The following is a 21,966-nucleotide window of genomic DNA, read 5'->3' as shown; positions in this document are numbered from 1 at the left end:
TCCGGAATCGTGCCGAACGGTGACAACAATGTCGCTTGACCCTTGAAGCAAGTACGTCTTAGAGTCGAGCCACCGGCAATCGTCGGTGCACCTGCTTACCGAGGACAATCGAATATGTTTCTGAAGCGCACGCCGTTGTGTCTTTTGGCATCCCTTGTTGTCTTTACGGGATGCACGAAGAAAAACTCCAGCCCCACAACCTCTGCCACCAAACCCAGGCTTGGCATTCGAGCGCAGGCTGATGAAACCATTCATCCAGATCTGAACAGGACCGCACCAGACCTGAAAAAGGTATACGACTACATCGATGCCAATATTGACGATCATGTGCTCGACTTTCAGCACTGGATCCAGCAACCTTCCATCTCAAACTCCGGCGAAGGAATTCCGGAATCCGCTGAGATGGTCAAAGGCATGTTCGATAAGCTTGGCTGCCAGACCACGCGAGTCTACGATGTTGGCATTACCGAATACGGCACACCCGGCAATCCTGTCGTTTATGCAAAGTGCGATGAAGGCGCACCCAAAACACTGGTCATCTACTGGATGTATGACACCATGCCGGTCACGCAACCTGATCTTTGGGTCGCCCCGCCATTTGAAGGGCGCATCGTCGACGGCAAAGCTGCTGGCATCGATCCATCATTTAAAAAAGTCTTGATCGGGCGTGGAGCGGTTAACTCCAAGGGGCCGCAGCTTGCACAGCTTGAAGCCTTCATGTCGATGAAGAAGGTGCTCGGCAAACTCCCCGTCAACCTCATCTTCGTCGCAGAGGGCGATGAAGAACGCATGGACATTGGTCTTCGCAAGTTTATGAAAGACCACGCCGACCTGTTCAAGGGCGCTGACGCCATGTTGCGCTTTGCCGGTCAGAGTGCGGGTGGAGGTGCAAACATTTCCGGCGGCTCGGAGGGTTGCGTCTATGTCGAGTTGTCAACCACGGGGAAGAGCTGGGGACATGGCCCCACCGTCTCAGACATTCATGGCTCTTATAAGAGGTCAGTTGACTCGCCGGCATGGCGTCACATCAAGATGCTGGGCTCACTTGTCTCCGATGATGGCAACACTCCGAAGATCGATGGCTTCTTTGACAATATGCAGCCGCTTACGGCAAAAGAAACGGAGCTGCTCAAATCATCCTCGGCAAAAGTGAACCTCAAAGCCGCGGCAGAGAATATCGGTGTCGCACGCTTCATCTCCGAAGACCCATACACCATGCAGAAGATGCAACGCTATGGCACCAGCTTCAACCTCGACGGCATATGGGGAGGCAATATGTATGCCGGAGGTGCAGGAGCCATCCTGCCCAACAAGATCACCTCGAAGCATAACTTTCGCTACATCCCGAACATGAAGGGAACTGACATCGTAAAAAAGCTCCGTGCGCAGCTCGACAAAAACGGTTATAAGGATGTCGAAATGAAACTGATTGGCGATGTGCCATGGGCCAAGATGAGTTACGACTCCGACATCGCAAAGGCAATCATGCAGACCTTTGACGAGTTTGGCATCAACTATCAGAAGCCGCTTGAAGAGGAAACCATCCTGGGTGGCTACTGGCCCGCGTATCTCTTCTCCAATCAGGAGGTCGGTGATCGCGTCGTTAACGTGAAAATGCCAATTGCCGCGGGTGGTGCAGGCATGGGCGGTCGAGCTCATGCAGCCAACGAATACTACGTTATCGAAGGCGCAGGCAAGGTCTACGGGCTTGCAGGAGCAGAGAAGTCCGTCGCTGCCACTCTTTGGCATTTTGCCAACACGCCTAAGAACTAACCCGTTCCTCTCAGCGCACATCAAAGGACGCCGGTTTATCCGGCGTCCTTTGATGTGCTGCCTGTCACCGCAGCCGTGTGCTACCGTACGAACGAGGTTTCTCATGCCCTTTGCACGCCGTCTGTCTCTGCTCGCCTCAACCCTTCTTCTCACAGCATCTTCCTTCGCCGCAGTTGGCCCACAGGCTAAGACCGCCAGCGGAATTGTTGAAGGGGAACCGACAACCGACGGCAAGATCATGGCCTTCAAGGGCATTCCTTATGCCGCGCCGCCGGTCGGGAAGCTTCGCTGGGCCGCTCCGGCGCCGGTCGAGCCCTGGACAGGCATTCGCTCCGCACATGACTTTGGATACCACTGCGTGCAGTCCGCAGTCTATGCAGACATGGCCTTTCACGACCCTGGAGCATCGGAAGACTGCCTCACCCTCAATGTCTGGACGCCCGCAAACGCGGAGCCTGGCAAGCTGCCGGTGATGGTCTGGATCTATGGCGGTGGTTTCAGTGGCGGCTCCACCTCGGAGCGTCGTCAGGACGGGCAGTATCTCGCGCATCGCAACGTTGTCGTTGTGTCCATGAACTATCGTCTCGGCATCTTCGGCTTCTTCGTTCATCCTGAAGCCACAGCGGAATCCCCGAACCATGCGGCCGGCAACTATGGTCTTCTCGATCAGGCCGCCGCGCTCGCATGGGTCAAGCAGAACATCGCTGCCTTCGGTGGCGATCCCAGCAATATCACTATCTTCGGCGAGTCGGCAGGCTCTATGTCCGTCAGTTCGCAGATGGCATCGCCCCTCTCCAAGGACCTGTTTCAAAAGGCGATCGGCGAAAGCGGCAGCATTATGACTTCGGCCACCTTTCCCATTCAAACCCGCGAGCAGCGTGAGAAGGCGGACACCTCCTTTGCTCTCACCACGTACGGCACAACAAAACTCTCTGAACTTCGCCGCATTTCAACGGAAGACATCCTGCGGCCCATCCTTGCATCCCGTCCGGCGCCGTCCTTCCGTCCCGTCGTCGATGGCTATTTCTTTCCCAAGTCTCCGGTCGCAATCTATGCTGCGGGCGAACAGGCGCATGTTCCGCTTCTCGCAGGCTGGAATGCGGATGAAGCGCGCGGCGGAGTCGTAGGCGGCTACAACCGCTTCACCGCGGAAGGCTTCACGGCGCAGGTGCAGCGTGAGTTCCCAACCCGCTCGGCGGAGTTTCTCAAGCTGTATAGCGCAAATACTCCCGAAGAGGCGGTCTCTTCAGCCTCCGACTACGCTGGTGATAAGTTCATTGCCTATTCCACGTGGAGGTGGCTCGAAGCCCATACTGCGACGGGCACCAAACCGGTCTACCGTTATTACTTCGCTCTCGACAATCCAGGCGACCGCTATCACACGCCTGCCGCTGGAGCCTTCCACTCTGACGACATTGAATATGTCTTCGGCACACTCGATTCGCGTCCCGAAGCCGTCTGGCACGCAGAAGACCGCAAACTCTCTGACCAGATGCAACTCTACTGGACCAACTTCGCCCGTACCGGAGATCCCAATGGCTCCGGACTTCCCAAGTGGCCAACGTATGGACCAGCCCAGTGGCAGGTCATGCACCTGGACGCAAACTCTTCGGCCCGGCCGGACCAGCACCGCGAACGCTATCTTTTCCTCGACAGTGAATGGGCCAAGCCAGCCAGTGCACCAGCGAACCCATAGCACCCTCGATACGACTCGGCGTTACGCCTTGCAACCGCCGACCTCCAGGCCGTTCATGAGCGCGTAAGCCTGCTCGGAATCGGTAATACCGGGAGGGCAGCCTAATGAACGTACAGCTTATGAAGCTCGACTCTGTAACCGTAACGGTGGTTGACTTCGGGACGCTGGTGTTCATCGCAAAGTCGTTGAGTGGCCCTAAGGAACGCTGCATCAAAGAGTTTCTTTACACCGGCCAGCCGCTCACGAAAACCCAGCTAAAGCAGCTTCCTAAATCGACACGCGAAAAGCTTGTTTGTGCGTACGCGGACCCCGGAGCGATGGGCGACAGCCAGGCGTTTCTCGAAGGGCTTTTCCGCCTCGAAGACGGTCGCAATTCACAAAATCCCCGCACGTAAAAACCCAAGCTAGGGGTATAGCCGAGGTTGTCCAGCGGTCGCTCTACGGTGCGGAATCGCCGGGCCGGGGCAGAACCATTCGAGGGCTTGGCAGTCAGCGTATCCGGTTACTTCTGAACCGAGTCCGCGAGGCCGGAGGCGGAGGCTTTGCGGCTCCATAGTGTCGAGTATGAAGCGATGCCCCACCGTCATTCCCATGCCCGCAATGATCGTTCGAATGGCGCGGGCCGTTCGCCCCTGTCCCGATAAGCTTCGCAGCGCAAGCCGCCGTCCATGGTCGGCCGGAGTTACAGGGGCGAGCCTTCGTCATTGAGAGCGAATCGCCCGACGAAACCGTGTTCCTCCGGGCCGAGAAGCTGGGTCCCTTGAACCGCTGCCGGTGTTCTTTCTCAATCTCGCCCTGAGTACGCGATTGCCCTTGAGTCATGGGGCTGAGACATTGACGCGCAGCCCTGCCGACTGTCATAGTGGCTGAAGCGGGCGTTAGACTCGCCAATCACCAAAACCTCTATTTCCCCAAGCCTGTGTGCATTCCTGCTGAGGACTGCCCGGACGATGAAGCTGTTTGTACGTTTTGCTGCGTTGATCGCAGTTGTGTTCTGCCTTGTTGTTTCCAACGAAGCTCAAACGAACGGAACGGGTATCTATCCGTTCGGTGCCTATGACAACAAAGGCTTCGACACCGTTAATCTTGGCAATCTGAACGTGCATTTCGCACTGCCTATCGTTACGCGTTCGGGACGCGGCCTGAACTTTTCGTATGTTTTGAACTACGAAGGATTGGTCTGGTCACCCAACGGGACATGGCAGCCAGACCCTGAGTGGGGTTTCCATGGGCTTCTGAACGGCAATGCCGTGGCCGGTTATATCACATACAAGACGGGGACAATGAAGTGTCCGAACCAGCCAGACCAGCCCCAGGCGACAGGGACGACAACGTCCAACTACGTCTATCACGACCCTTATGGTGGTGCTCACGGCTTTAAGTACTCAGGCCGATTCTGCCCTAATACGTATGAAGAGCCCATTATTACGGGAGATGGGAAAGCATACGACGGTTCTGGTTTATGGATTAGCGGATGGCCTGAAGCTGTGGTTCATACGCGCGACGGCAAAACTATTTATGTCACGACGAGTTCACCCAATGCGACCGTCCAAGACAGCAACGGTAATACGATCACGATCAATCCAAACGGTACATTCACTGATACGCTTGGCGTGACCGCTCTGACTGTTGGCGGAGGGTCCGCTTCCAGCCCGCGCACTTTCACCTATCCCGTCACGTTGCAAAACGGTGGAGCCTCAACCGCGACGGCAACGCTTACATACCACACCTATACGGTTCAAACAAACTTTCAGTGCTCAGGGATCACCGAATACAGCCCGACAACGGTTGATCTACCGTACCAACTTGTCCTGCCAGATTCTCCCGACGACAAGTACACCTTCGCTTACGAATCCACACCTGGGGCCTCGGGAAATGTGACTGGCCGTTTGGCTTCGGTGACGTTGCCCGGTGGAGGAGTTATCAGCTATGCCTACAGCGGCGGTTGCAATGGATCGGGTATCAATGACGATGGAACTCCGGCAACGCTGACCAGGAGTACAAGCTCGTCTTCGAAGATATATGCTCGCGCTCATAGCAGTAGCAGCGCGACCTCCACGACGGAAGTGGACGACGAACTGAGCAATCACTCGTCCTATGCCTTTGTGAGCACCGATCAGGGCCTATGGTATCCGACCAGCCAGCGCGTATGGCAAGGCGGGAACACAGGAGCTACGCCGCTGTCGGAAGCCACAACCGTCTACAATTCGCAGTCGACTCCTGCGTTGCTGACCACCGCTGTCACTCAGACGGACGTGACGACGAAGTCCAACGGCGGATCGGCTGTGCTGACGAGAAGTGCCTATGACACAAATGGGTTGCTTTCCGGCAGTTGGCAGTACGATCCGGCCAACAGCAACTCGCTACTACGAAGCACGGAGTATTCATATAATCTCAACACCGGTGAATTGGTGGCTAATTATGTATGGGATGGGGCGGGTAATATACTCTCCAACACGACGAATGGCTACGATGAAACGGCAGCAATTGGCACATCGGGCGTTCCACAGCATTCGCTCCTGGGTGGGGCGCCAGGCAATCTAACCTCATCCAAGGTTTGGATCGGAGGGTCTGATTACATCACGACAACTTTTACGAACGACGATGCAGGTATGCGTCGGAGTTCTACGTTGAATGGGTTTTCGACCACCTTCGGCTATGACGGTACTGGAGCATTTGCGACCAGTTCCAGCTCTCAGACATCCGGCAATAGCGCGGTGTCTGCGTTGACCACATCGGCCACGTACGACGCTGGAGCAGCGGCCATTACTTCGAGCACTGGCTACAACGCAGGCCAGACCACACAGGTTCTGCAGTATGACGCTTTAATGCGGCCTACAAAAGTCGGCACCCCTGGTGGAGGTGAGGTGGACTACACCTATGTCCCGTCGATGGTCCGAGTAGCAACGAAGCTCAACAGCAACGACACCGCCGTACAGAAGACGTATCTGGATGGTTATGGTCGGGCATGGCGTACGGCTGTTAAGGCTTCAGCCAGCACCTGGTATCTGACGGACACTTGCTATGACGCAGCCGGGCAGGTGCAGAGCGTGAGCGCTCCCTACTCTGCGTCGTCAGACACGGGCGGGTCGCAATGCACGTCGAACAGTACGAACTATACCTACGACGCCCTTGGGCGCACTCTGTCGATCAGCCGCCCAGACGGATCGACCACAACAAACACCTACTGGTCTCGCGCAGCTAAGACGCAGGTTAATCCGGGCAAGGGCACCATCACACAATATGACCTTCTGGGCCGCGTCAAAGAAGTCTGCGAGCTGACGGGAGCAACATTCCCGAACTCCGGCTCTCCCTCGACATGCCCGACGGATATCGCTGGTAGCGGATACAACACCCACTACGACTACGACGATGTGAACCATAAGACAACGATCAGCCAAGGAGACCGGAGTCGCGTCTTCCAGACCGATGCTGCTGGCCGGACGATCCATACCGAGGAGCCGGAGCGCGGTGTCACCGACTATAGCTACGCGTACAACTCCACGGGCCTGGTAGTCACCCGGACTCGTCCCCGCGCGAACCAGTCTGATTCAAATGTAAAGACGACGACCACAACACAATATGACTCGCTTGGTCGCGTCAACTCGGTGTCCTACGACGATGGCACCCCAAGCAAGTCGTTCGCGTATGACGAAAGCACGCATTGGGGTGATGTTCAGCTAGGGGCTTCAAAAGGCCAGCTTACATTCGAAGAAACGCAGGGCGGAACACAGTTTGCATATGATGTAGCTGGGAATGTGACAAACTCGATTACCTGCCTACCTGACTGGTGTGGCAATCCCGCTCGTGATGTTTGGAAGTGGTATCAATACGATCTTGCAGGACGCATGGTTCAAGAGAGCTGGATAAGCGCTCCCACGGCGACTTACGGGTACAACTTGGCAAGCCAGATGACATCGATAAACAATAGCTCTTTCGGGTCGCTTTACACTGCTACGTCGATGAGTCCGTTTGGGGCGGTGACGAGTGCCCAGGGAAATGGGCTCAACACCTTTAACTGGTTTGGACCAAGCGGCCGCCAACAGGCAAAATGGGTGTGCGCGGGGAATCCCGAATTCAATTGCAACACTCAGATGTACGGTGTCGGTACCACATACATAGCCTCAAGAATGGATGGGCTTTGCGATACCGCTTTGGGGCAGTGTGCGACGATTGCCTATGACGAATTCGATCGTATAGTGAGTATGCCTGGGCCGACGGTTAGCCATACCTGGTCTTATGACCGTTATGGCAACCGCGTGCAGCAGGACGGTCAGTCTCTGAGCTTCGACGTGCATAATCATATCCAAGGGTACGGATACGACGCCGCTGGCAATCTGACGAACGACGGCCAGCGTAGCTATATCTATGATGCCGAAGGTAATTTGACCGAGGTGAGAGATGCGGCGGGTTCTACGGTGCTGGCGTCGTACATGTATGACGCCTTGAACCATCGGGTCAAGACCAACGAGTTCGGAACCGTAAAGAGATATGGGTTCGATTTGTCCGGAAGACGCAGCACGACGTGGCAGGACGATGGAAGCTTTATCGCCACGCAGTATTACGTGGGTGGTCAGCCGTATGCGTACTCCGATTCCAATGGACTTCATTATCAGCACCAGGATCTGGTTGGTACGGATCGCATCCGGACTTCTTCCTCCGGCGCGATGGAAGCATCGTTCTACTCCGCTCCCTTCGGCGATGGCCTGACCAGTTCATCGTCTGACACAAACCCATCCCACTTCGCCCTGACCGACCACGATCTGGCTCAGGGATCGGGCATGGAACACGCCACCTTCCGCGAACTCAGCTCCGCAACCGGAAGATGGCAGAGCCCTGATCCGTACGACGGAAGTTACAGCATCTTCGATCCGCAGTCATTCAATCGGTATACGTATGCCAGCAATAATCCTCTGATAAGAATCGACCCCCAAGGGACAAGCGACTACATATGCTATGACCAATACAATTACGTCGACGGTAGCTACGATAGTATGGATACTTTTTGTGGCTACGTCGGGTCGCGTGGCGGACTTAGCCCAGGGGGCGGCGCTTCGGATGGTAGCGGAGGAGCCCCAAGTAACCCAACAACGGCATCTCATTGTGCTGGTGTGGCTTTGAAGAAGAATGGCGTCTCATTAGCGCTTGACGTAGCATCTATTGGAGCAGGGTTTCTTCCCGGGGGCGGTGCTGTGAGACTGGTTGGAACAATTGCGGTTGGTACAGTCGCTACTGGATATTCTGCTGCGACCTCAACGAGTTTCGCTCAAGGAGTTGGTAATTTCGCGAATGGCACATTGGGAACAGCCGCATCCACACTCGCAATACTCGATAAAGCATCTGCGGTCGCCAACAACTTCAAAGCATTGAGCGCGTTGCCTATTCTGAGCTATATCTCGACAGGTATCAGTACGGCGGAGGATCTGGCAAAAACTTATCAGTCGTATAGTTCCTGCATGGCGGGTAATTAGCATGAAGAGTGATGCAAACGGCATAAGATCAGCGAGCGAATCCGATAGTGCTGAACGTAGGATTGCGCTTCTTTGTTTGCTCTGTGGGATTCCTGTTTTTATGATTGTTGCCCATTTTGCGGGCTGGGGCCGTGGAAGAGCTGCAGGTGTGTGCGTAGCCGTGGATGCGCTAGTGATGGTGCTTCGATGGGAAGCGCGTAGGATGCTGCGGTTTTGGTTAGCAATATTGCTGATACTGCTCATTCAGATGATGGTGATCTTCCTTGTGCCGTTTGGTGACCAGTCGTTGCCTGCATATGGTCTGTTACCTGCGGCTTTGGGGATCTACCTCGTCGACGAGGGCATCATCTACCTGTTTGGTGCACGATCTGCCGATAAGCATCCGGAATCTAGTTCCCCGGACTAACCCAGGCCGCTCTCCGGGGCGGTTTGCAATCACAATGCGAATATGACGAGCGGCGAATTTGTGAGCGAATACGGGAATCTTTGGGCCGAGATAGTTCCCGTTATCGCCCCAAGTAACGGGAATGTCTTCAACTGTGCTTCCAACTTCGGAACGACAACGAGTTTAGCGAACGGTTTAAGCAAGCTCGGAATTGGAACCAGTCCGGTCGGCGGCTTTATATCGAGCGCTTTGGCTGGCAATACCTTCAGCAGCATCACCGATCTCGTAACTAGCATTCGTACAGGTTCGGGTGGCGGCCAGAATGTCTTCTACAACATGGCTCAAGGTGTCCTAGCTGGCCCAAGGCAAGGTATTCCCGGCGGAAGTGGGCCTTGGGGGGCATCAGCCACAGGATTAGCTACAGACGCAATCGTAGCGGGTGTTCCAAACTGCCGTTGGCATTACTTCGGTAGTTAACAGCGCCATCTCTGCGGACACATCAAGAACAGGAGTGGTCGGTCTGACCAGTACATTTGCTGGCCTTCATGTGACTGCGCTAACTCCTGCCGCCCGAATCTCGCTTCGAACTGAGGCTGGGTTTGCGAAATCATTTGCCAACCTCTTACCTGGAATAGGAACGGCGTTAAATGTCATTTCCGCTGGTGCTGACCTCATCAGTACAGGTAAGGATTACAACGCTTGCATGGCTCGGTGAGGCAAATGAGTTCAACGTTGAGGTTCAGAGGTGCTAGCAGAAAGACCGGGCTATGGGTGGGACTTTGCGGCCTGCTCGTATATGTCTTATTTGCTCTGCAAGGGAAAATGGGCTTGGCCATGGCCGGAAGCGTTTCAGTGGCCGTATTGCTCGTTGTTGGATATGGGGCATGGAACTTCCGGCACCTTCGAGCGTTCTGGTATGTCATGGTGGTTCTGGCGGTCGCCCATCTTGCCCTGGTCGTGTTGGTGCCGTGGGGAGATGAACATATGCCTGGCTTCGTCCTTGTACCAATCGGCATCCTCGATTTTGCTCTGAGCCTGTTCTGTGCTCACAGTGTTCTTAAGAGGTATGCGGGCTAGGTTGATGCCTCAATTCAAAACTCTGGACGTGAGAACGGGGGGCTGGCTCGGCCTCGTTCTCGGAATTTGCTACTTTGCTTTTGCTTCTCTAAATGGCGGCGCAGCACGAGCCCGACCGCTCGGCGTGTCAGTAGGAGTGATGTTCGCTCTTGGGTTCATCGCATGGGAGTTCAGGCGTAAGCAGTCGTTCTGGCTGCTTATGGTGGGCATCGCGGCAGTCCATCTAATGGTGACGTTCCTCGTGCCTTGGCAGGACAGCCGCTTCCCCGGGTTCTTGCTGGTTCCGATTTTCCTTGCCGACTTCTGCATCTGGTTCTCGCTCGTTTACTTCGTCCTGAAGCGGAGCTAGTGCCGTCTGGGAGGCACACTGCTTCGCATCGGGTTGAGGTATGACACGTCACTCCAAAATGGGAGCTGCACAGCAACCTGAAGTTGCTGTCCGGGAACTCGTTGAAAACAGGCGGCTAATAGGAAAAGGCCAGCAAAAGCGTTACTCCGGAGGCGAACGCAGGTAGCTGAAGCACTGTTTCGGCGGAGCTCAGCATTCACCGATTTTCCTTTAAAAAGGTGATTGCCTGCCATAGAATCGGCAGCACAGAGAAATTCCGCGATTTTGTGGTTTTTAAGAATGGTGGGCAGAGAGGGACTCGAACCCCCGACATCCTGCTTGTAAGGCAGGCGCTCTAACCAACTGAGCTATCCGCCCATTCCTTATTCAGTCTATCGCAAAACCGCTGTTTGTGACCGCTATGTCATGCTCTACGGCGAGGAAAACGAAAGACTTCCGCATCGTGACGCGCTCCAGCTAAGATTGCACGGAAGGACGCCTGGAAGAAGCCTTGCAACGATTCCGCCTTACGCGCCACCAGAGCGCATCGAATAAGACGCCACGGCAGATCAATCTCTCGCTGGTCTTCAACCTCATCCGCACGCGCCAGCCCATCTCTCGCGCGGAGCTGTCGCGCATCTCAGGCCTGCAGCGCAGCACTGTCTCACTCATCGTCGAGGAGCTGATCTCCGGCGGTTGGATCATCGAAGGCGAAATCGGACGCCTGCCCCGCGGACGCCGCCCAACCTTCCTGCAGATCAACGACAAGCGGGCCGTGCTCGCTCTCGACATTCATCCTTCGCAAACTACGCTGGGTATTGTTGATCTTGCAGGACGTGTCGTTTCGCAAAGCATCGTGCCGCTGCCCGACGACGCACGCGCCGCCATGAACGCCATCATCAAGGCCGTCCGTCGTATGGTCGACACGCATCCTGAGCGTTCGCTCGATGGTATTGGTATTTGCATTCCCGGCCGTGCCGATCTGGAGCAGCAGAAGCTCATCTTCGCGCCCAATCTGCATTGGCCTGTACTTGCCGTTAAGCAGCGCATGGAGCGCGCCACCGATCTTCGCGTCGAGATGGACAACGTCGCCAATGCCTGTGCCTTATCGGAAGTATGGTTCGGCGAGAGTGACGGCATGCATGACCTTGTCGTCGTTAACGTCGCCGAAGGCATCGGCACCGGTATCTTCGCCAACGGGCAGTTGCTTCGCGGGGAAGAGGGCATGGCGGGCGAGTTTGGTCACGTACAGATCGATGAGAACGGTCCTGCCTGCGCCTGCGGCAGCAATGGCTGCTGGGAGGTCACGGCCTCTAACCGTGCCGCCCTGCGCTATTACGAGGAAGCCAGCGGAAGCCGGCTTGCCTCCTACGACAACCTTCTCCACCTGGCGCAGAACGGCGACAAGCACGCGCTCACGGCCCTGCAAAAGGCAGCAACGTATCTAGGCAAAGGCCTGCGTATGATCGCCTCGGGACTTGCGCCCAGCGAGATCGTCATCGTCGGCGATATCACCACGGTCTGGCAACTGGTTGCCTCCTGCATTGACACCGAGATGCGCCGCAACGCCTTCTACCGGGGACCGAAGCTCCGTCCGGCGTTTGAGGGCAGCCTTGCGCGCCTGCGCAGCGCTGTGGCCCTGGTCATGAATGACCGCGCGCTCTAAGTCCGTCTCGCGGTATGCGGTATATTGGGTGAACCAACGAACATCCGATGCCGCGAATCTGGCTGAGCTTCCTACGATTCCCGCTCGGCAGCCTCTTGTCTTTGGTCTGCCTGTTGTCCGTGCCGTCAGCGCACGCGCAAAACTCCGCGCTCACCATCACGCCTGCACCCACCACCAGCACACTCAACGTTCAGGCCATTCTTCCTGCGGCCATCACCTATAGCGCAACAGGCGATCTCTATATCGCCGATGCAGGCGACCATGTCATCCTGCGCCGTACAAGTGATGGCATCGTGACCGTCATCGCGGGCGACCGTCGCCAGGGCTTCTCCGGCGACGGAGGTCCGGCCATCTCGGCCTCGCTCGATACACCGCTCGGCCTTGCCTTCGATTCCATCGGAAACCTCTACATCGCCGACGCGCATAATCATCGCATCCGCCGCATCAGCGGGCAGGGAATCATCACCACCATCGCGGGCAATGGCCTTTGTGGGCTTTCCGGCGACGGCGCAGCCGCAGCCCTGGCCAATCTCTGCCTGCCTTCCGCGATTGCCGTCGCCAGCGATGGCACGCTTGCCATTGCGGACCAGCGCAACCATCGCATTCGCAAAATCGACGCCTCCGGCATCATCACCACCATCGCGGGCAATGGAGAGCAAACCTTCTCCGGTGATGGCGGGCAAGCTACAGATGCAGGTCTCGATTCTCCTGCCGGACTGGCCTTTGATGCCGCTGGCAATCTCTATCTCTCCGATACGCATAACCAGCGCATCCGGCGGGTCGATCTCGCCGGCATCATCACCACGGTCGCGGGCAACGGCTCGCCGGGCAGCGCAGGGGATAACGGCAACTCCACCGCCGCACAACTTGCCCATCCAACCGGCATCACCGTAACCTCCGCGGGAGACATCCTCTTCGCCGACAGTGGCAATCAGCGTATCCGCGCTGTCGCCGGAACTGGGATCAGCACCCTCGCAGGCAATGCAGATCAGGCTGACACGGCCTCTTCGCTTAGCTCCGCGCGAACCGTTGCGACCTCTGCTGCCGGAGATATCAGCTACTCGGGCGGTATCCTCCGCCAGGTGGCTCCCGCAGCGCTCTCCTTCGGCATGCAGAAGATCGCTTCCGCCAGTGCGCCGCAGTCTCTTCTGCTCACCAATACCAGCAGCAATCCCCTGAGCCTGCGCTCCCTCACATTGCCCGGTGGCTTTGCACTGGGCCAGGGAAGCTGCCCGACGCTTCCATCCACACTCGCTCCAGGAGCCAACTGCACGCTCTCGCTTCTCTATGTCCCCGCATCCGTTGCGGCCAGCAGAGGTGCAGCCCAGCTTCGCGTCGACGGGCTGCCTTTGCAGACCATTCGCCTCTCGGGCAGCAGTTATAGCCCTGCCACCACCACCGGACTCACTCCGCTCGGCATTACGTATGCAGGCATTCCAGTCACGCTCACAGCTACCATCACCGCCAGCGGCCCTGCAGTGCCCACCGGTATCGTCCGCTTTACTGACGGTGGAACTCCCTTAGGGCAAACCACTCTGACCGGAAGTACGGCAAATTTCACAACATCGGCATTTACCGCTGGAGAGCACAGCATTACGGCAAGCTACTCCGGGGATGCGAACTTTGATGCCAGCACCTCTTCACCCCTGCTGGCATCCATTACTCCAGTCAGCAGTTTCACCCTCGCGCAGGATGCCGGCTCATCTCCCAATGTCTCCATAGCGGCAGGCAGCTCCGCCCAGTTCCGTTTTGCCGTCACGATTCCTCCCGCAAGCCTGGTCACTCCTGTCATCCTGACCGCCAGCGGGCTTCCCAACGGAGCCACCGTGAGCTTTGCTCCGGCCTCTCTCGCAAGCTCGGGAACCGTCACCATGACGCTGCAAACTTCACCCAGGGCCGCTTGGATTCCCATCCTGTTCCTGACCCCAGCCATACTCCTGTTTGCTCGCAGGCGCCGCCGTATTGCCGTATGCACGGTCTGCTGTCTTTTTCTGTTGACCGGGTGCGGAGGCGGTAGCGTTCGTCAGCTCTCCAGTGGATACACCATCACGGTGACCGCACGGGCTACCACGGTCGCTGGCACGCAGGTCCAGCAACAGCTCAATGTATCGCTCACCATTCTTTAGCGGTTATTTCACCGTCAGCGCGCCATCCACATCCACGACCAGCGTTCCGACCTCAATCAGCATGGAGTGGACCTTCAGCCTCTCCAGGGTCAGCAGGTAGCCGGTGGATGTTCCGGACTTCGTCAGGGAATCCCTCAATAGGTTGGCTGCGTTCACCTTCATGTTCTGTGGCAGCTTATGGCTGAGGAAGGGAACCAGCAGAAAGCTCAATTCCTTGTTCGTGCTCAACTGGTCAATCCGTGTATCGCGAAAGCCGATCGACTCGCCCTCTGCCTCCGGCAGCATGGAGACATCCGCGTCTGTCGTCAGGCCCACGCCAATGCACGCGCCGCGAAACCCGGTACCAAGCCGCGACCGCGTGTGGACGCTGACCACAATGCGGTCATCCTTGAAGCTGACATGCGGATTTTCGGCGTAGACGTAGCAGGCTGATTTCGCGTCGCCGCGCAGGTAATAGCGCCCGTCCGGGGTATTGAACAGCTGTTGTTTCAGCGTGCGTTCCAGGGCCGCAGCCGAGATCTTCAGCTCAATGGCATGGGCGCTGACCGCCATCGCCAACAGGAAGAAAACCACAATCCGTCGTGTCACACTCTCAGCCTATCGCGCCTTAATGTCAAAAAGGGAGAGCATCAGCTCTCCTTTTCGTAAATCCTTCGTAACCAGGCTACTTCGTGCCGGTGGTTTCAATCGTGTTGTCCGCAGTCATGGCCGTGGAGTCCATCTTCGGCCCCAGACCCAGCTTGATCAGAGCGCGGGAGTCGGGCACCAGCTTGGTCTGCCAGCCATTGTCGCCCTGAAGCTTCTGCATGGCGGACTCCGTGTTCGAATCCCAGTGTCCCGTCGGATTTCCTGACAGGTAGCCTGCCTTAATGAGTGCCTGCTGGATCTCCGTTGCGCGGGTGTCGTCAATGCCACGCTGGCCGGGCTTGAATGAGGTACGGCGTGCGACCGGCTTGGAGGAAGCCTTCTTCTGCGTATGCTGCGCGGTCGGCCCTCTGCGCGAACGCATGGCGGCTCCTGACGGAACTACGGAAACCAGTGCTACAGCAACGACGAGAGAGATGCGAGAAATCTGCATAGTTCTCAAAATACCTGCTCCCCCAGTATCGGGCGGATTCGAGTCTGGAATGGCCTTGATTTGCATTCAAGGTTACTCAGAACGTAAACCCCGCGCAAGCCAAAAAGAAGCGGCGCGAAGGGTGTTTTCCCACTTCGCGCCGCATTGTTGTACAACCTTCGTTGCAGTTTACGGCAGGGTTCCGCCAATGTAGTTGTTGCCTCCGGCACGCGAGTTCGGATCACGCACCAGGAACACCACATCGTCGCCCGACTTCAGCCCCTTGATCGCTGTCTGGAAGCTGGCCATATCGGTCACCGTCTTGCGGTTGATCTCAATAATCACCACACCACGTGCCAGGCCAATTTCGTCCGCAAACGATCCCGGTTTGATCGCAGAGATCAGGACGCCGCCCTTGATGCCCATCTTGCCCAGAGCGGCATTCGGAATTGCCGTCACACTCATGCCCAGCTTGTCAGCTGAAACATCCGTGGACTGCGCTTCCTGGTCATCGTCCTGTCCGTTGCCGTTCAGGTCCGCGAAGATCTTCGCGCGATCGCCAATCGAAACGGTTGTCGTTCCCGGCTTGCCATCCCGCAGATAGCCGAGCTTGACCGTCGATCCCGGACGACGGGAAGCGATATCGTTCACCATATCGTCGCCGTCCTTGATCTTGCGTCCGTCAATCGACTCGATCACATCGCCCGCCTGCAGGCCGGCCTTCTCCGCCGGTCCGCCCTTGGATACCGTGCTCACAATCACACCCGAGCCGTACATACGCGCCACGGCGGAAGAGATGTTCGACTGGAAGCTGATGCCGATCGATCCGCGGGTCACCTTGTGTTCCGGCCCGATCAGCATGTTGTAGACGTTCACTACCGTGTTCGCCGGCATCGCAAAACCAACGCCCTGCGATCCCATCGACTGCGTGTAGATGGCCGTGTTCATACCGACTACTGCGCCGGACATATCTACCAGCGGACCGCCCGAGTTACCCGGGTTGATCGCCGCATCCGTCTGGATAAATCGCTGGAACTGGTTGGTCGCAAATCCATTTGCCGAAGGGCCTTCATTGATCTGGCGTCCCTTGGCCGAAATAATACCGGCCGAAACCGTTTGCGAAAGTCCGAACGGGCTGCCAATGGCCAGCACCCAGTCGCCTACCTGCGCGCCTTCGCTGTTGCCCAGCTTGATCGTTGGCAGCGGATCCTTGCTCTCAATCTTGATGACCGCAATATCCGTGTCCTTGTCGGTGCCAATCACCTTCGCCGGACGGCCCGGATCGCTCTCAGGATCGGTCGACAGCTTTACAAAGATCTTGTCGGCCTTCTCCACCACGTGGTTGTTCGTGATGATGTAGCCCTTCGAGTCGACAATAAAACCGGAACCCAGGGCACGGCGCTCGCCGCCGGCTCCGTCGCCATCTTCATCATCGTCTCCACCGCCGTTGCCATTCGGATTGCCACCGAAGAAGCGGTTGAAGAAGTCCTGCATATCCTGCTGGTCCTGCCCGCCACCCTGACCGCGGCGGCCACGGCCCTTCGGTGCAGCCTTCGGAAGGCTCTCGGTGTTAATGTTCACCACCGCCGGACCAACCATCTTCGCAATCTTCGAGAAGCCATTGCCGACACTCTGAGGCTCAGGAATCCGGAGCGGCGTCGCATCCGACGAGTCCTGTTCCTTGCCATGAACCTTCGCGGTTAGAATCGATCCCGCCACAATGCCGACCGACAGCGTAGCCAGTAACGCGAAGGTCGAGGTCAGACGCTTCGTCTGAATCCGTTCCCACAGTGACATCTTTCTCTCCATCTCGTTTTTGTATTCCTTCAATCAGCAAAGCATGCGCGTATCTTCACGCAATGTGCCAGTATATCGCCGAAAACAGGCCAGCTTCTGAACCTGCCGGCGTTCATGGGGTTAGACGCCAGTTAACAGGAAAAGTGTTTTGTGCAATTTCCCGCCAATTCCAGCCTAAACCTGCCCGGCGGCGTCCAGCACAATCAGCAACGCACGGCGCAGAGCCAGTTCGCGCCCGGCCGGCTCAAACCATTCGGCAAGCGTATGAATGCCGCCCGCTACGCCGCCCGCACCCACCGCAATCGCTTCGCGTCCCAGCGCCAGCGGCACATTCGCGTCGGTCGAACCGATCCTGAGCTCCGTCCTGAGCCGCAGATGCCGGTCCACCGCACGCACCGTCTCCAGCAGGGAAGACTCTTTGGACAGCTCGCCCGCAGGACGGTCGCCAATCGTACGGATCTGCAACCCAAGCCGCCGTTCCCCGGCATTCTCATTGGCGTCCAGCACCGCATCTTCCAACGCGCGGTGCACCTGGACCTCCAGTGAGATCAGCTCGTCCGCATCCACCGACCGCAGGTCAATCAGGCAGCTCACACGCTCCGGGATCGACGTCACCGACATGCCGCCTTCAATCCTGCCGATATTCCATGTTGTCCGCGGCTGGCGCGGCACGCGGATCTTGTCGATCTTCGCGATCGCCCGGCTCAGCACCACCACCGGGTTCGGAGTTCCAGCCTCCGTCCACGAATGGCCGCCCGGCCCGGTAATCGTTGCCTCCAGCCTCCGGCTCCCAATACCGCCCACCACCACGCCTTCGATTCCCGCGCCTTCCAGGCAAATCGTCGCGCGGATGCGGGACGCATACTCCGACCGGAAAAACAGGTGGCGCATCCCGCGCAGGTTGCCCTCTGCCTCCTCGCCCACGTTGGCCACAAACAGAACCGTCTGCCGCGGAACAAGTCCCGCCGTCTTCATGGCAGCCGCCAGTCCAAGCAGCCCCGTCAGCCCCGCGACGTTGTCCGCGGCTCCGGGAGCATGCAGGCGGCCCTCTTCCAGCCGGGGTTCCGGCAGCACTTCCTCCGGAAACACCGTGTCCAGATGTGCCGACAGCATCGTCACCGGTCCATCGCTCACCAGACCGGGAATCTCTCCCAGGACGTTGCCCTCGGCGTCCACCTGCACTCGCTCCAGGCCGAGCTCTATAAAGCGCTCCCGCATCCACGCGGCGCGCCGCGCTTCCTTATAAGGAGGCGCGGGAATCCGCAAAATTTCCATCTGCCAGTTCAGCAGCCGCTGTTCCTGCAGGTGGAGCCACTGGAAAGCGGCATGCACTTCGCGCCGTCCCGCCAGCTCTACGATCCGCTGGTTCGCGCGCATCAATACTCCACCTCAACCAGAAACAGCCCGCGCGCCGGCGCGGTGGGTCCAGCGGTTGACCGGTCCTTCGCCGTAAGAATCGCCCCCACCTGGGGCACAGACATGCGCCCGCAGCCCACCTCGACAAACGTTCCCACCAGGTTGCGCACCATGTGGTGCAGAAATCCGTTGCCACGCACGCGGTAGATCAGCAGGTTGTCTTCCCGCCGCCATTCCGAGCTGAAGATCGTCCGGACCATTGACGGCGGAGCTCCGCCCTGGCGGACAGACGCGTCCGGATCGTTCGCGGCAAATGAGCTGAAGTCCATTTCGCCCACCACCGCCGCGGCGGCCTCCTGCATCAGGGCCATATCCAGCGGCCAGCGGCAGTCCCATACATAACGAGCCATCAGCGGAGAGCAGATCCGCTCCTCGCGCATCCCGGCATCCCGCCGGACAAAGATGCGGTACTCATAGGTCTTACCACGCGCCGAATGCCGCGCATGAAACCCTTCGGGAGCCAACTCGGCCTGCATCACCCGCACGCTCGTTGGCAGCGCGCGATTCACCGCACGCAACAGGTTCTGCGGGGGGATCCCAGCCTCCAGCTTGACCGACACCACCTGGCCAATCGCATGAACCCCTGCATCCGTCCGCCCCGACCCCTGTGGCAGGACCTCTTCACCCGTTACCTTGCGAATGGCGTCCGCCAGCAGACCCTGCACCGTCCGCAGACCGGGCTGCACCTGCCAGCCGTGAAAATCACCACCGTCGTAGCTCACGGTCAGCTTCCAGAGATTCCGAGAAGAGGCCATCTTTGCACGGTAACATGCTGACGCCTGAGCCACTTGCTATACTCATCGCTGTCCCGCCAAAGGCCATGTCTGTCGCTTCCAAATATCTTCACGGAACCTCTCGCAATCTCTTTGCGTATCAGCCCCTGAAGCAGCCGTGGAGCCATTTAGGAACCGGACACCATTCTGAAACATCTGTCTGTTGGTATCCGTACAACACTTACACCGAGAAAAGGGAAGAGCTGTACCCCTCCTACTCATAAACCCGGGACTGCAACCCGAAAAACTAAAGCAGGCCGGCGACCTTAAACGATCGCATTAGCTGGAGAGCGCAACGTGAATTTGAGACATCTGCAAGCCACCGCGAGCATTGCATTGCTCCTGATGGGACCCGCCGTACAGTATGCTGCCGCACAACAGCAGCAGACCGTCCCCGGAGGCGGAACGCCCGCGCAGGCACAGGCCAACAACACACTTCCGGCCGTGCCGGAACCCAAGCTCACGGAGCCTCTCTTCCTTCGCGACACGGCTAAGGACTACGCCCAGCCCAAGAGTCACATCTTTAAGCCCTGGGCTCCGTATACCCCCATCAATGTCGGCGAGCCGCGCCTGGGCAATACCCCGCGCCTCGAACAACTGCTGCGCGACGGAAAGATCTATCTCTCGCTCTCCGATGCCGTCATGCTGGCGCTTGAGAACAACTACGACATCGCCATCTTCCGCCTGAACCTCGACATCGCGGACACCGACCTTCTGCGTGCTCGTGCTGGCGCCACCCTGCGCGGCGTCTCGTCCGGTCTGGTCTCAAACACCCTCGGCGGAACCACCACTACGATCAGCGGTGGCGGCGGCCCTGGTGGCACCACCACGGCAGCCGGTGCAGCCGGCGCCGGCGCATCCGGTCTCGTGCTTTCCACCAATGGTGCCGGCCCGGTTCCTACCAGCTTCGACCCCGTCCTGACCTCGACCATCCAGCTTGAGCGCGCCAAGAGCCCGCAGACCACCAACGTCATCACCGGCACCTACTCCCTGAACCAGGCCACAAACACCTACAACTTCGGCTATACCCAGGGGTTCATTACCGGTACCACGGCTACGGCGAGCTTCAACAACACCCGCACTTCGAATAACAACACCCGTTCGCCCTACAACCCGCAGCTGCAGTCCACCATGCAGTTCCGCCTGCAGCAGCACCTGCTCCAGGGCTTTGGCCCGTCCATCAACGGACGCTTTATCGTACAGGCGAAGAACAATCGCCGTATCGTCGATTCAGCCTTCCGTCAGCAGGTCATCTCTACGGTTACCCAGGTGGAAAGCATCTACTGGGCTCTCGTCTCCGCCTACGAGGACGTTCAGGCCAAGACTCGCGCCCTTGACCAGTCCACCAAGCTGGCTTCGGACAACCGCAAGCAGCTTGAGATCGGAACCCTGGCGCCGCTCGACATCGTGAACTCGGATTCGGCGGTTTCGACGGACAAGCAGGCGCTGATCACCTCGCAGTCCAACCTCGAGTACCAGCAGTTGCTCATCAAGCAGGCCATTGCGCGCAGCACCAATGATCAGCAGATCGCCTTGGCGCCCGTAGTGCCGACCGACCGCGTCAGCCTCGACCGCATTCCGGAAGAGGATGTGCAGATCGAAGACCTGGTCAAGCAGGCCTACGTCAATAATCCGCAGATCGAGCAGGCCATGCTGGCCATGAAGAACAACGAGATCTCGATCAAGGCCTTGAAGAACGGCTTGCTTCCGACGGTCGATGTCTATGGCTTCTATGGAGCCTCAACCCTGGGCGGCGGCCAGAATCCGCGCTGCTCCTCCACGAATGGTTGCACTCAGCTCGGAACCCGCAACTACGGCGATGTCTTCACCGGACTCTTCGACTCCTCTAACCCCGATAAGGGAGTGGGCCTTGCCATCAACATTCCCATCCGCAACCGCGTTGCCCAGGCTGACCAGGCCCGCTCGCAGATGGAATTGCGCCAGTCACAGATGCGTCTGCAGCAGCTCTACACGCAGATGCGCATGCTGGTCACCAACGCGCAGTTCGCTCTGACCAATGACCGCGCTGCCGTGCAGTCTGCCCAGGCGGCCCGTGATTACCAGGCCCAGTCCCTGGACTCCGAGCAGAAGAAGTACCGCCTCGGAGCCTCCACCACCGCCAACGTCCTGCAGCAGGAGCGTAACCTGGCCACGGCGGAAAACAGTCTGATCTCGGCCACGGCCGCTTATGCCCGTGACCGCGCTTCGCTCTATCAGTTGCTGGCGAACACGATGGACCGTTACGGAATCTCGCTTGTCGATGCTGCCAACGGCACCATGAGCCAGGCTCCGGTGATCCCCGGCCTGACGGCTCCCAAGGCTCCTGAGCCGCCCAAGCCGCTTACGCCGCAGCCGTAAGCGCATCTGTCTCAATCATTAAAAAAGCCCGGCTTCGGCCGGG

Annotated in this window: 15 protein-coding genes and 1 tRNA gene; 10 read left to right on the top strand and 6 right to left on the bottom strand. The window is 58.1% G+C overall.

The window, feature by feature from the left end; translation table 11 throughout:
- Positions 1–114: 114 nt before the first annotated feature.
- The 7 genes from OHL13_RS06845 to OHL13_RS06815 all read left to right on the top strand — a co-directional run bounded on the left by OHL13_RS06845 (position 115) and on the right by OHL13_RS06815 (position 10,751).
- Positions 115–1,773, top strand: coding sequence for a M20/M25/M40 family metallo-hydrolase (locus tag OHL13_RS06845; protein ID WP_263409385.1), 1,659 nt, complete (start codon positions 115–117; stop codon positions 1,771–1,773).
- A gap of 103 nt (positions 1,774–1,876) precedes the next feature.
- Complete coding sequence (locus tag OHL13_RS06840; protein ID WP_263409384.1) at positions 1,877–3,469, top strand: carboxylesterase/lipase family protein; 1,593 nt, start codon at positions 1,877–1,879, stop codon at positions 3,467–3,469.
- Positions 3,470–3,573: 104 nt separating this feature from the next.
- Positions 3,574–3,864 carry a hypothetical protein gene (locus OHL13_RS06835; protein WP_263409383.1) on the top strand — a complete coding sequence of 97 codons (291 nt, stop codon included), beginning with the start codon at positions 3,574–3,576 and terminating at the stop codon, positions 3,862–3,864.
- A 555-nt stretch (positions 3,865–4,419) separates the two neighbouring features.
- Positions 4,420–8,940 carry an RHS repeat domain-containing protein gene (locus tag OHL13_RS06830; protein ID WP_263409382.1) on the top strand — a complete coding sequence of 1,507 codons (4,521 nt, stop codon included), beginning with the start codon at positions 4,420–4,422 and terminating at the stop codon, positions 8,938–8,940.
- A gap of 1 nt (position 8,941) precedes the next feature.
- On the top strand, positions 8,942–9,346 hold the full coding sequence (locus OHL13_RS06825; RefSeq protein WP_263409381.1) for a hypothetical protein: 405 nt from the start codon (positions 8,942–8,944) through the stop codon (positions 9,344–9,346).
- A gap of 699 nt (positions 9,347–10,045) precedes the next feature.
- Positions 10,046–10,402 carry a hypothetical protein gene (locus tag OHL13_RS06820; protein ID WP_263409380.1) on the top strand — a complete coding sequence of 119 codons (357 nt, stop codon included), beginning with the start codon at positions 10,046–10,048 and terminating at the stop codon, positions 10,400–10,402.
- 139 nt (positions 10,403–10,541) lie between these two features.
- Positions 10,542–10,751, top strand: a complete 210-nt coding sequence (locus OHL13_RS06815) for a hypothetical protein (RefSeq protein WP_263409379.1) — start codon at positions 10,542–10,544, stop codon at positions 10,749–10,751.
- Positions 10,752–11,031: 280 nt separating this feature from the next.
- Here OHL13_RS06815 and OHL13_RS06810 read toward each other — a convergent pair.
- Positions 11,032–11,108: transfer RNA gene (locus tag OHL13_RS06810), tRNA-Val, on the bottom strand.
- Between the two features lie 133 nt (positions 11,109–11,241).
- On the opposite strand from OHL13_RS06810, the gene OHL13_RS06805 reads away from it, so the two are divergent.
- Positions 11,242–12,396, top strand: a complete 1,155-nt coding sequence (locus OHL13_RS06805; RefSeq protein WP_263409378.1) for an ROK family transcriptional regulator — start codon at positions 11,242–11,244, stop codon at positions 12,394–12,396.
- A gap of 47 nt (positions 12,397–12,443) precedes the next feature.
- Positions 12,444–14,522 carry an NHL domain-containing protein gene (locus tag OHL13_RS06800; protein ID WP_263409377.1) on the top strand — a complete coding sequence of 693 codons (2,079 nt, stop codon included), beginning with the start codon at positions 12,444–12,446 and terminating at the stop codon, positions 14,520–14,522.
- Between the two features lie 3 nt (positions 14,523–14,525).
- Here the strand turns inward: OHL13_RS06800 and OHL13_RS06795 are convergent, their stop codons facing one another.
- The 5 genes from OHL13_RS06795 to truA all read right to left on the bottom strand — a co-directional run bounded on the left by OHL13_RS06795 (position 14,526) and on the right by truA (position 19,547).
- The gene (locus OHL13_RS06795) at positions 14,526–15,110 is read right to left on the bottom strand and encodes a hypothetical protein (RefSeq protein ID WP_263409376.1); all 585 of its coding nucleotides are present in this window, start codon (positions 15,108–15,110) and stop codon (positions 14,526–14,528) included.
- A gap of 76 nt (positions 15,111–15,186) precedes the next feature.
- Positions 15,187–15,531, bottom strand: coding sequence for a peptidoglycan-binding domain-containing protein (locus OHL13_RS06790; protein ID WP_263409375.1), 345 nt, complete (start codon positions 15,529–15,531; stop codon positions 15,187–15,189).
- 237 nt (positions 15,532–15,768) lie between these two features.
- Complete coding sequence (locus OHL13_RS06785) at positions 15,769–17,376, bottom strand: trypsin-like peptidase domain-containing protein (RefSeq protein ID WP_263409374.1); 1,608 nt, start codon at positions 17,374–17,376, stop codon at positions 15,769–15,771.
- Positions 17,377–17,550: 174 nt separating this feature from the next.
- Complete coding sequence (locus OHL13_RS06780; RefSeq protein ID WP_263409373.1) at positions 17,551–18,753, bottom strand: M20/M25/M40 family metallo-hydrolase; 1,203 nt, start codon at positions 18,751–18,753, stop codon at positions 17,551–17,553.
- The gene (truA, locus tag OHL13_RS06775) at positions 18,753–19,547 is read right to left on the bottom strand and encodes a tRNA pseudouridine(38-40) synthase TruA (protein ID WP_263409372.1); all 795 of its coding nucleotides are present in this window, start codon (positions 19,545–19,547) and stop codon (positions 18,753–18,755) included. The genes OHL13_RS06780 and truA overlap by 1 nt, the downstream gene beginning before the upstream one ends.
- A 315-nt stretch (positions 19,548–19,862) precedes the next feature.
- Between truA and OHL13_RS06770 the strand changes: the two genes are divergently transcribed.
- Positions 19,863–21,923: a TolC family protein gene (locus tag OHL13_RS06770; protein ID WP_263409371.1), complete on the top strand. Its 2,061-nt coding sequence runs from the start codon at positions 19,863–19,865 to the stop codon at positions 21,921–21,923.
- Positions 21,924–21,966: the final 43 nt, after the last annotated feature.

The sequence above is a fragment of the Terriglobus tenax genome (genome assembly GCF_025685395.1).
In the GTDB taxonomy this organism is placed as follows: domain Bacteria; phylum Acidobacteriota; class Terriglobia; order Terriglobales; family Acidobacteriaceae; genus Terriglobus; species Terriglobus tenax.
Note: the sequence above shows the minus strand (reverse complement) of the source record. Positions and strands in the feature narration are given on the sequence as shown.

Bases quoted from the DNA above. Each gene is read 5' to 3' on its own strand.
- OHL13_RS06780 (WP_263409373.1), bottom strand. From the start codon at position 18,753: ATGCGCGCGAACCAGCGGATCGTAGAGCTGGCGGGACGGCGCGAAGTG.
- OHL13_RS06840 (WP_263409384.1), top strand. From the start codon at position 1,877: ATGCCCTTTGCACGCCGTCTGTCTCTGCTCGCCTCAACCCTTCTTCTC.
- OHL13_RS06790 (WP_263409375.1), bottom strand. From the start codon at position 15,531: ATGCGTTCGCGCAGAGGGCCGACCGCGCAGCATACGCAGAAGAAGGCT.
- OHL13_RS06845 (WP_263409385.1), top strand. From the start codon at position 115: ATGTTTCTGAAGCGCACGCCGTTGTGTCTTTTGGCATCCCTTGTTGTC.
- truA (WP_263409372.1), bottom strand. From the start codon at position 19,547: ATGGCCTCTTCTCGGAATCTCTGGAAGCTGACCGTGAGCTACGACGGT.
- OHL13_RS06815 (WP_263409379.1), top strand. From the start codon at position 10,542: ATGTTCGCTCTTGGGTTCATCGCATGGGAGTTCAGGCGTAAGCAGTCG.
- OHL13_RS06820 (WP_263409380.1), top strand. From the start codon at position 10,046: ATGAGTTCAACGTTGAGGTTCAGAGGTGCTAGCAGAAAGACCGGGCTA.
- OHL13_RS06830 (WP_263409382.1), top strand. From the start codon at position 4,420: ATGAAGCTGTTTGTACGTTTTGCTGCGTTGATCGCAGTTGTGTTCTGC.
- OHL13_RS06835 (WP_263409383.1), top strand. From the start codon at position 3,574: ATGAACGTACAGCTTATGAAGCTCGACTCTGTAACCGTAACGGTGGTT.
- OHL13_RS06825 (WP_263409381.1), top strand. From the start codon at position 8,942: ATGAAGAGTGATGCAAACGGCATAAGATCAGCGAGCGAATCCGATAGT.
- OHL13_RS06800 (WP_263409377.1), top strand. From the start codon at position 12,444: ATGCCGCGAATCTGGCTGAGCTTCCTACGATTCCCGCTCGGCAGCCTC.
- OHL13_RS06785 (WP_263409374.1), bottom strand. From the start codon at position 17,376: ATGTCACTGTGGGAACGGATTCAGACGAAGCGTCTGACCTCGACCTTC.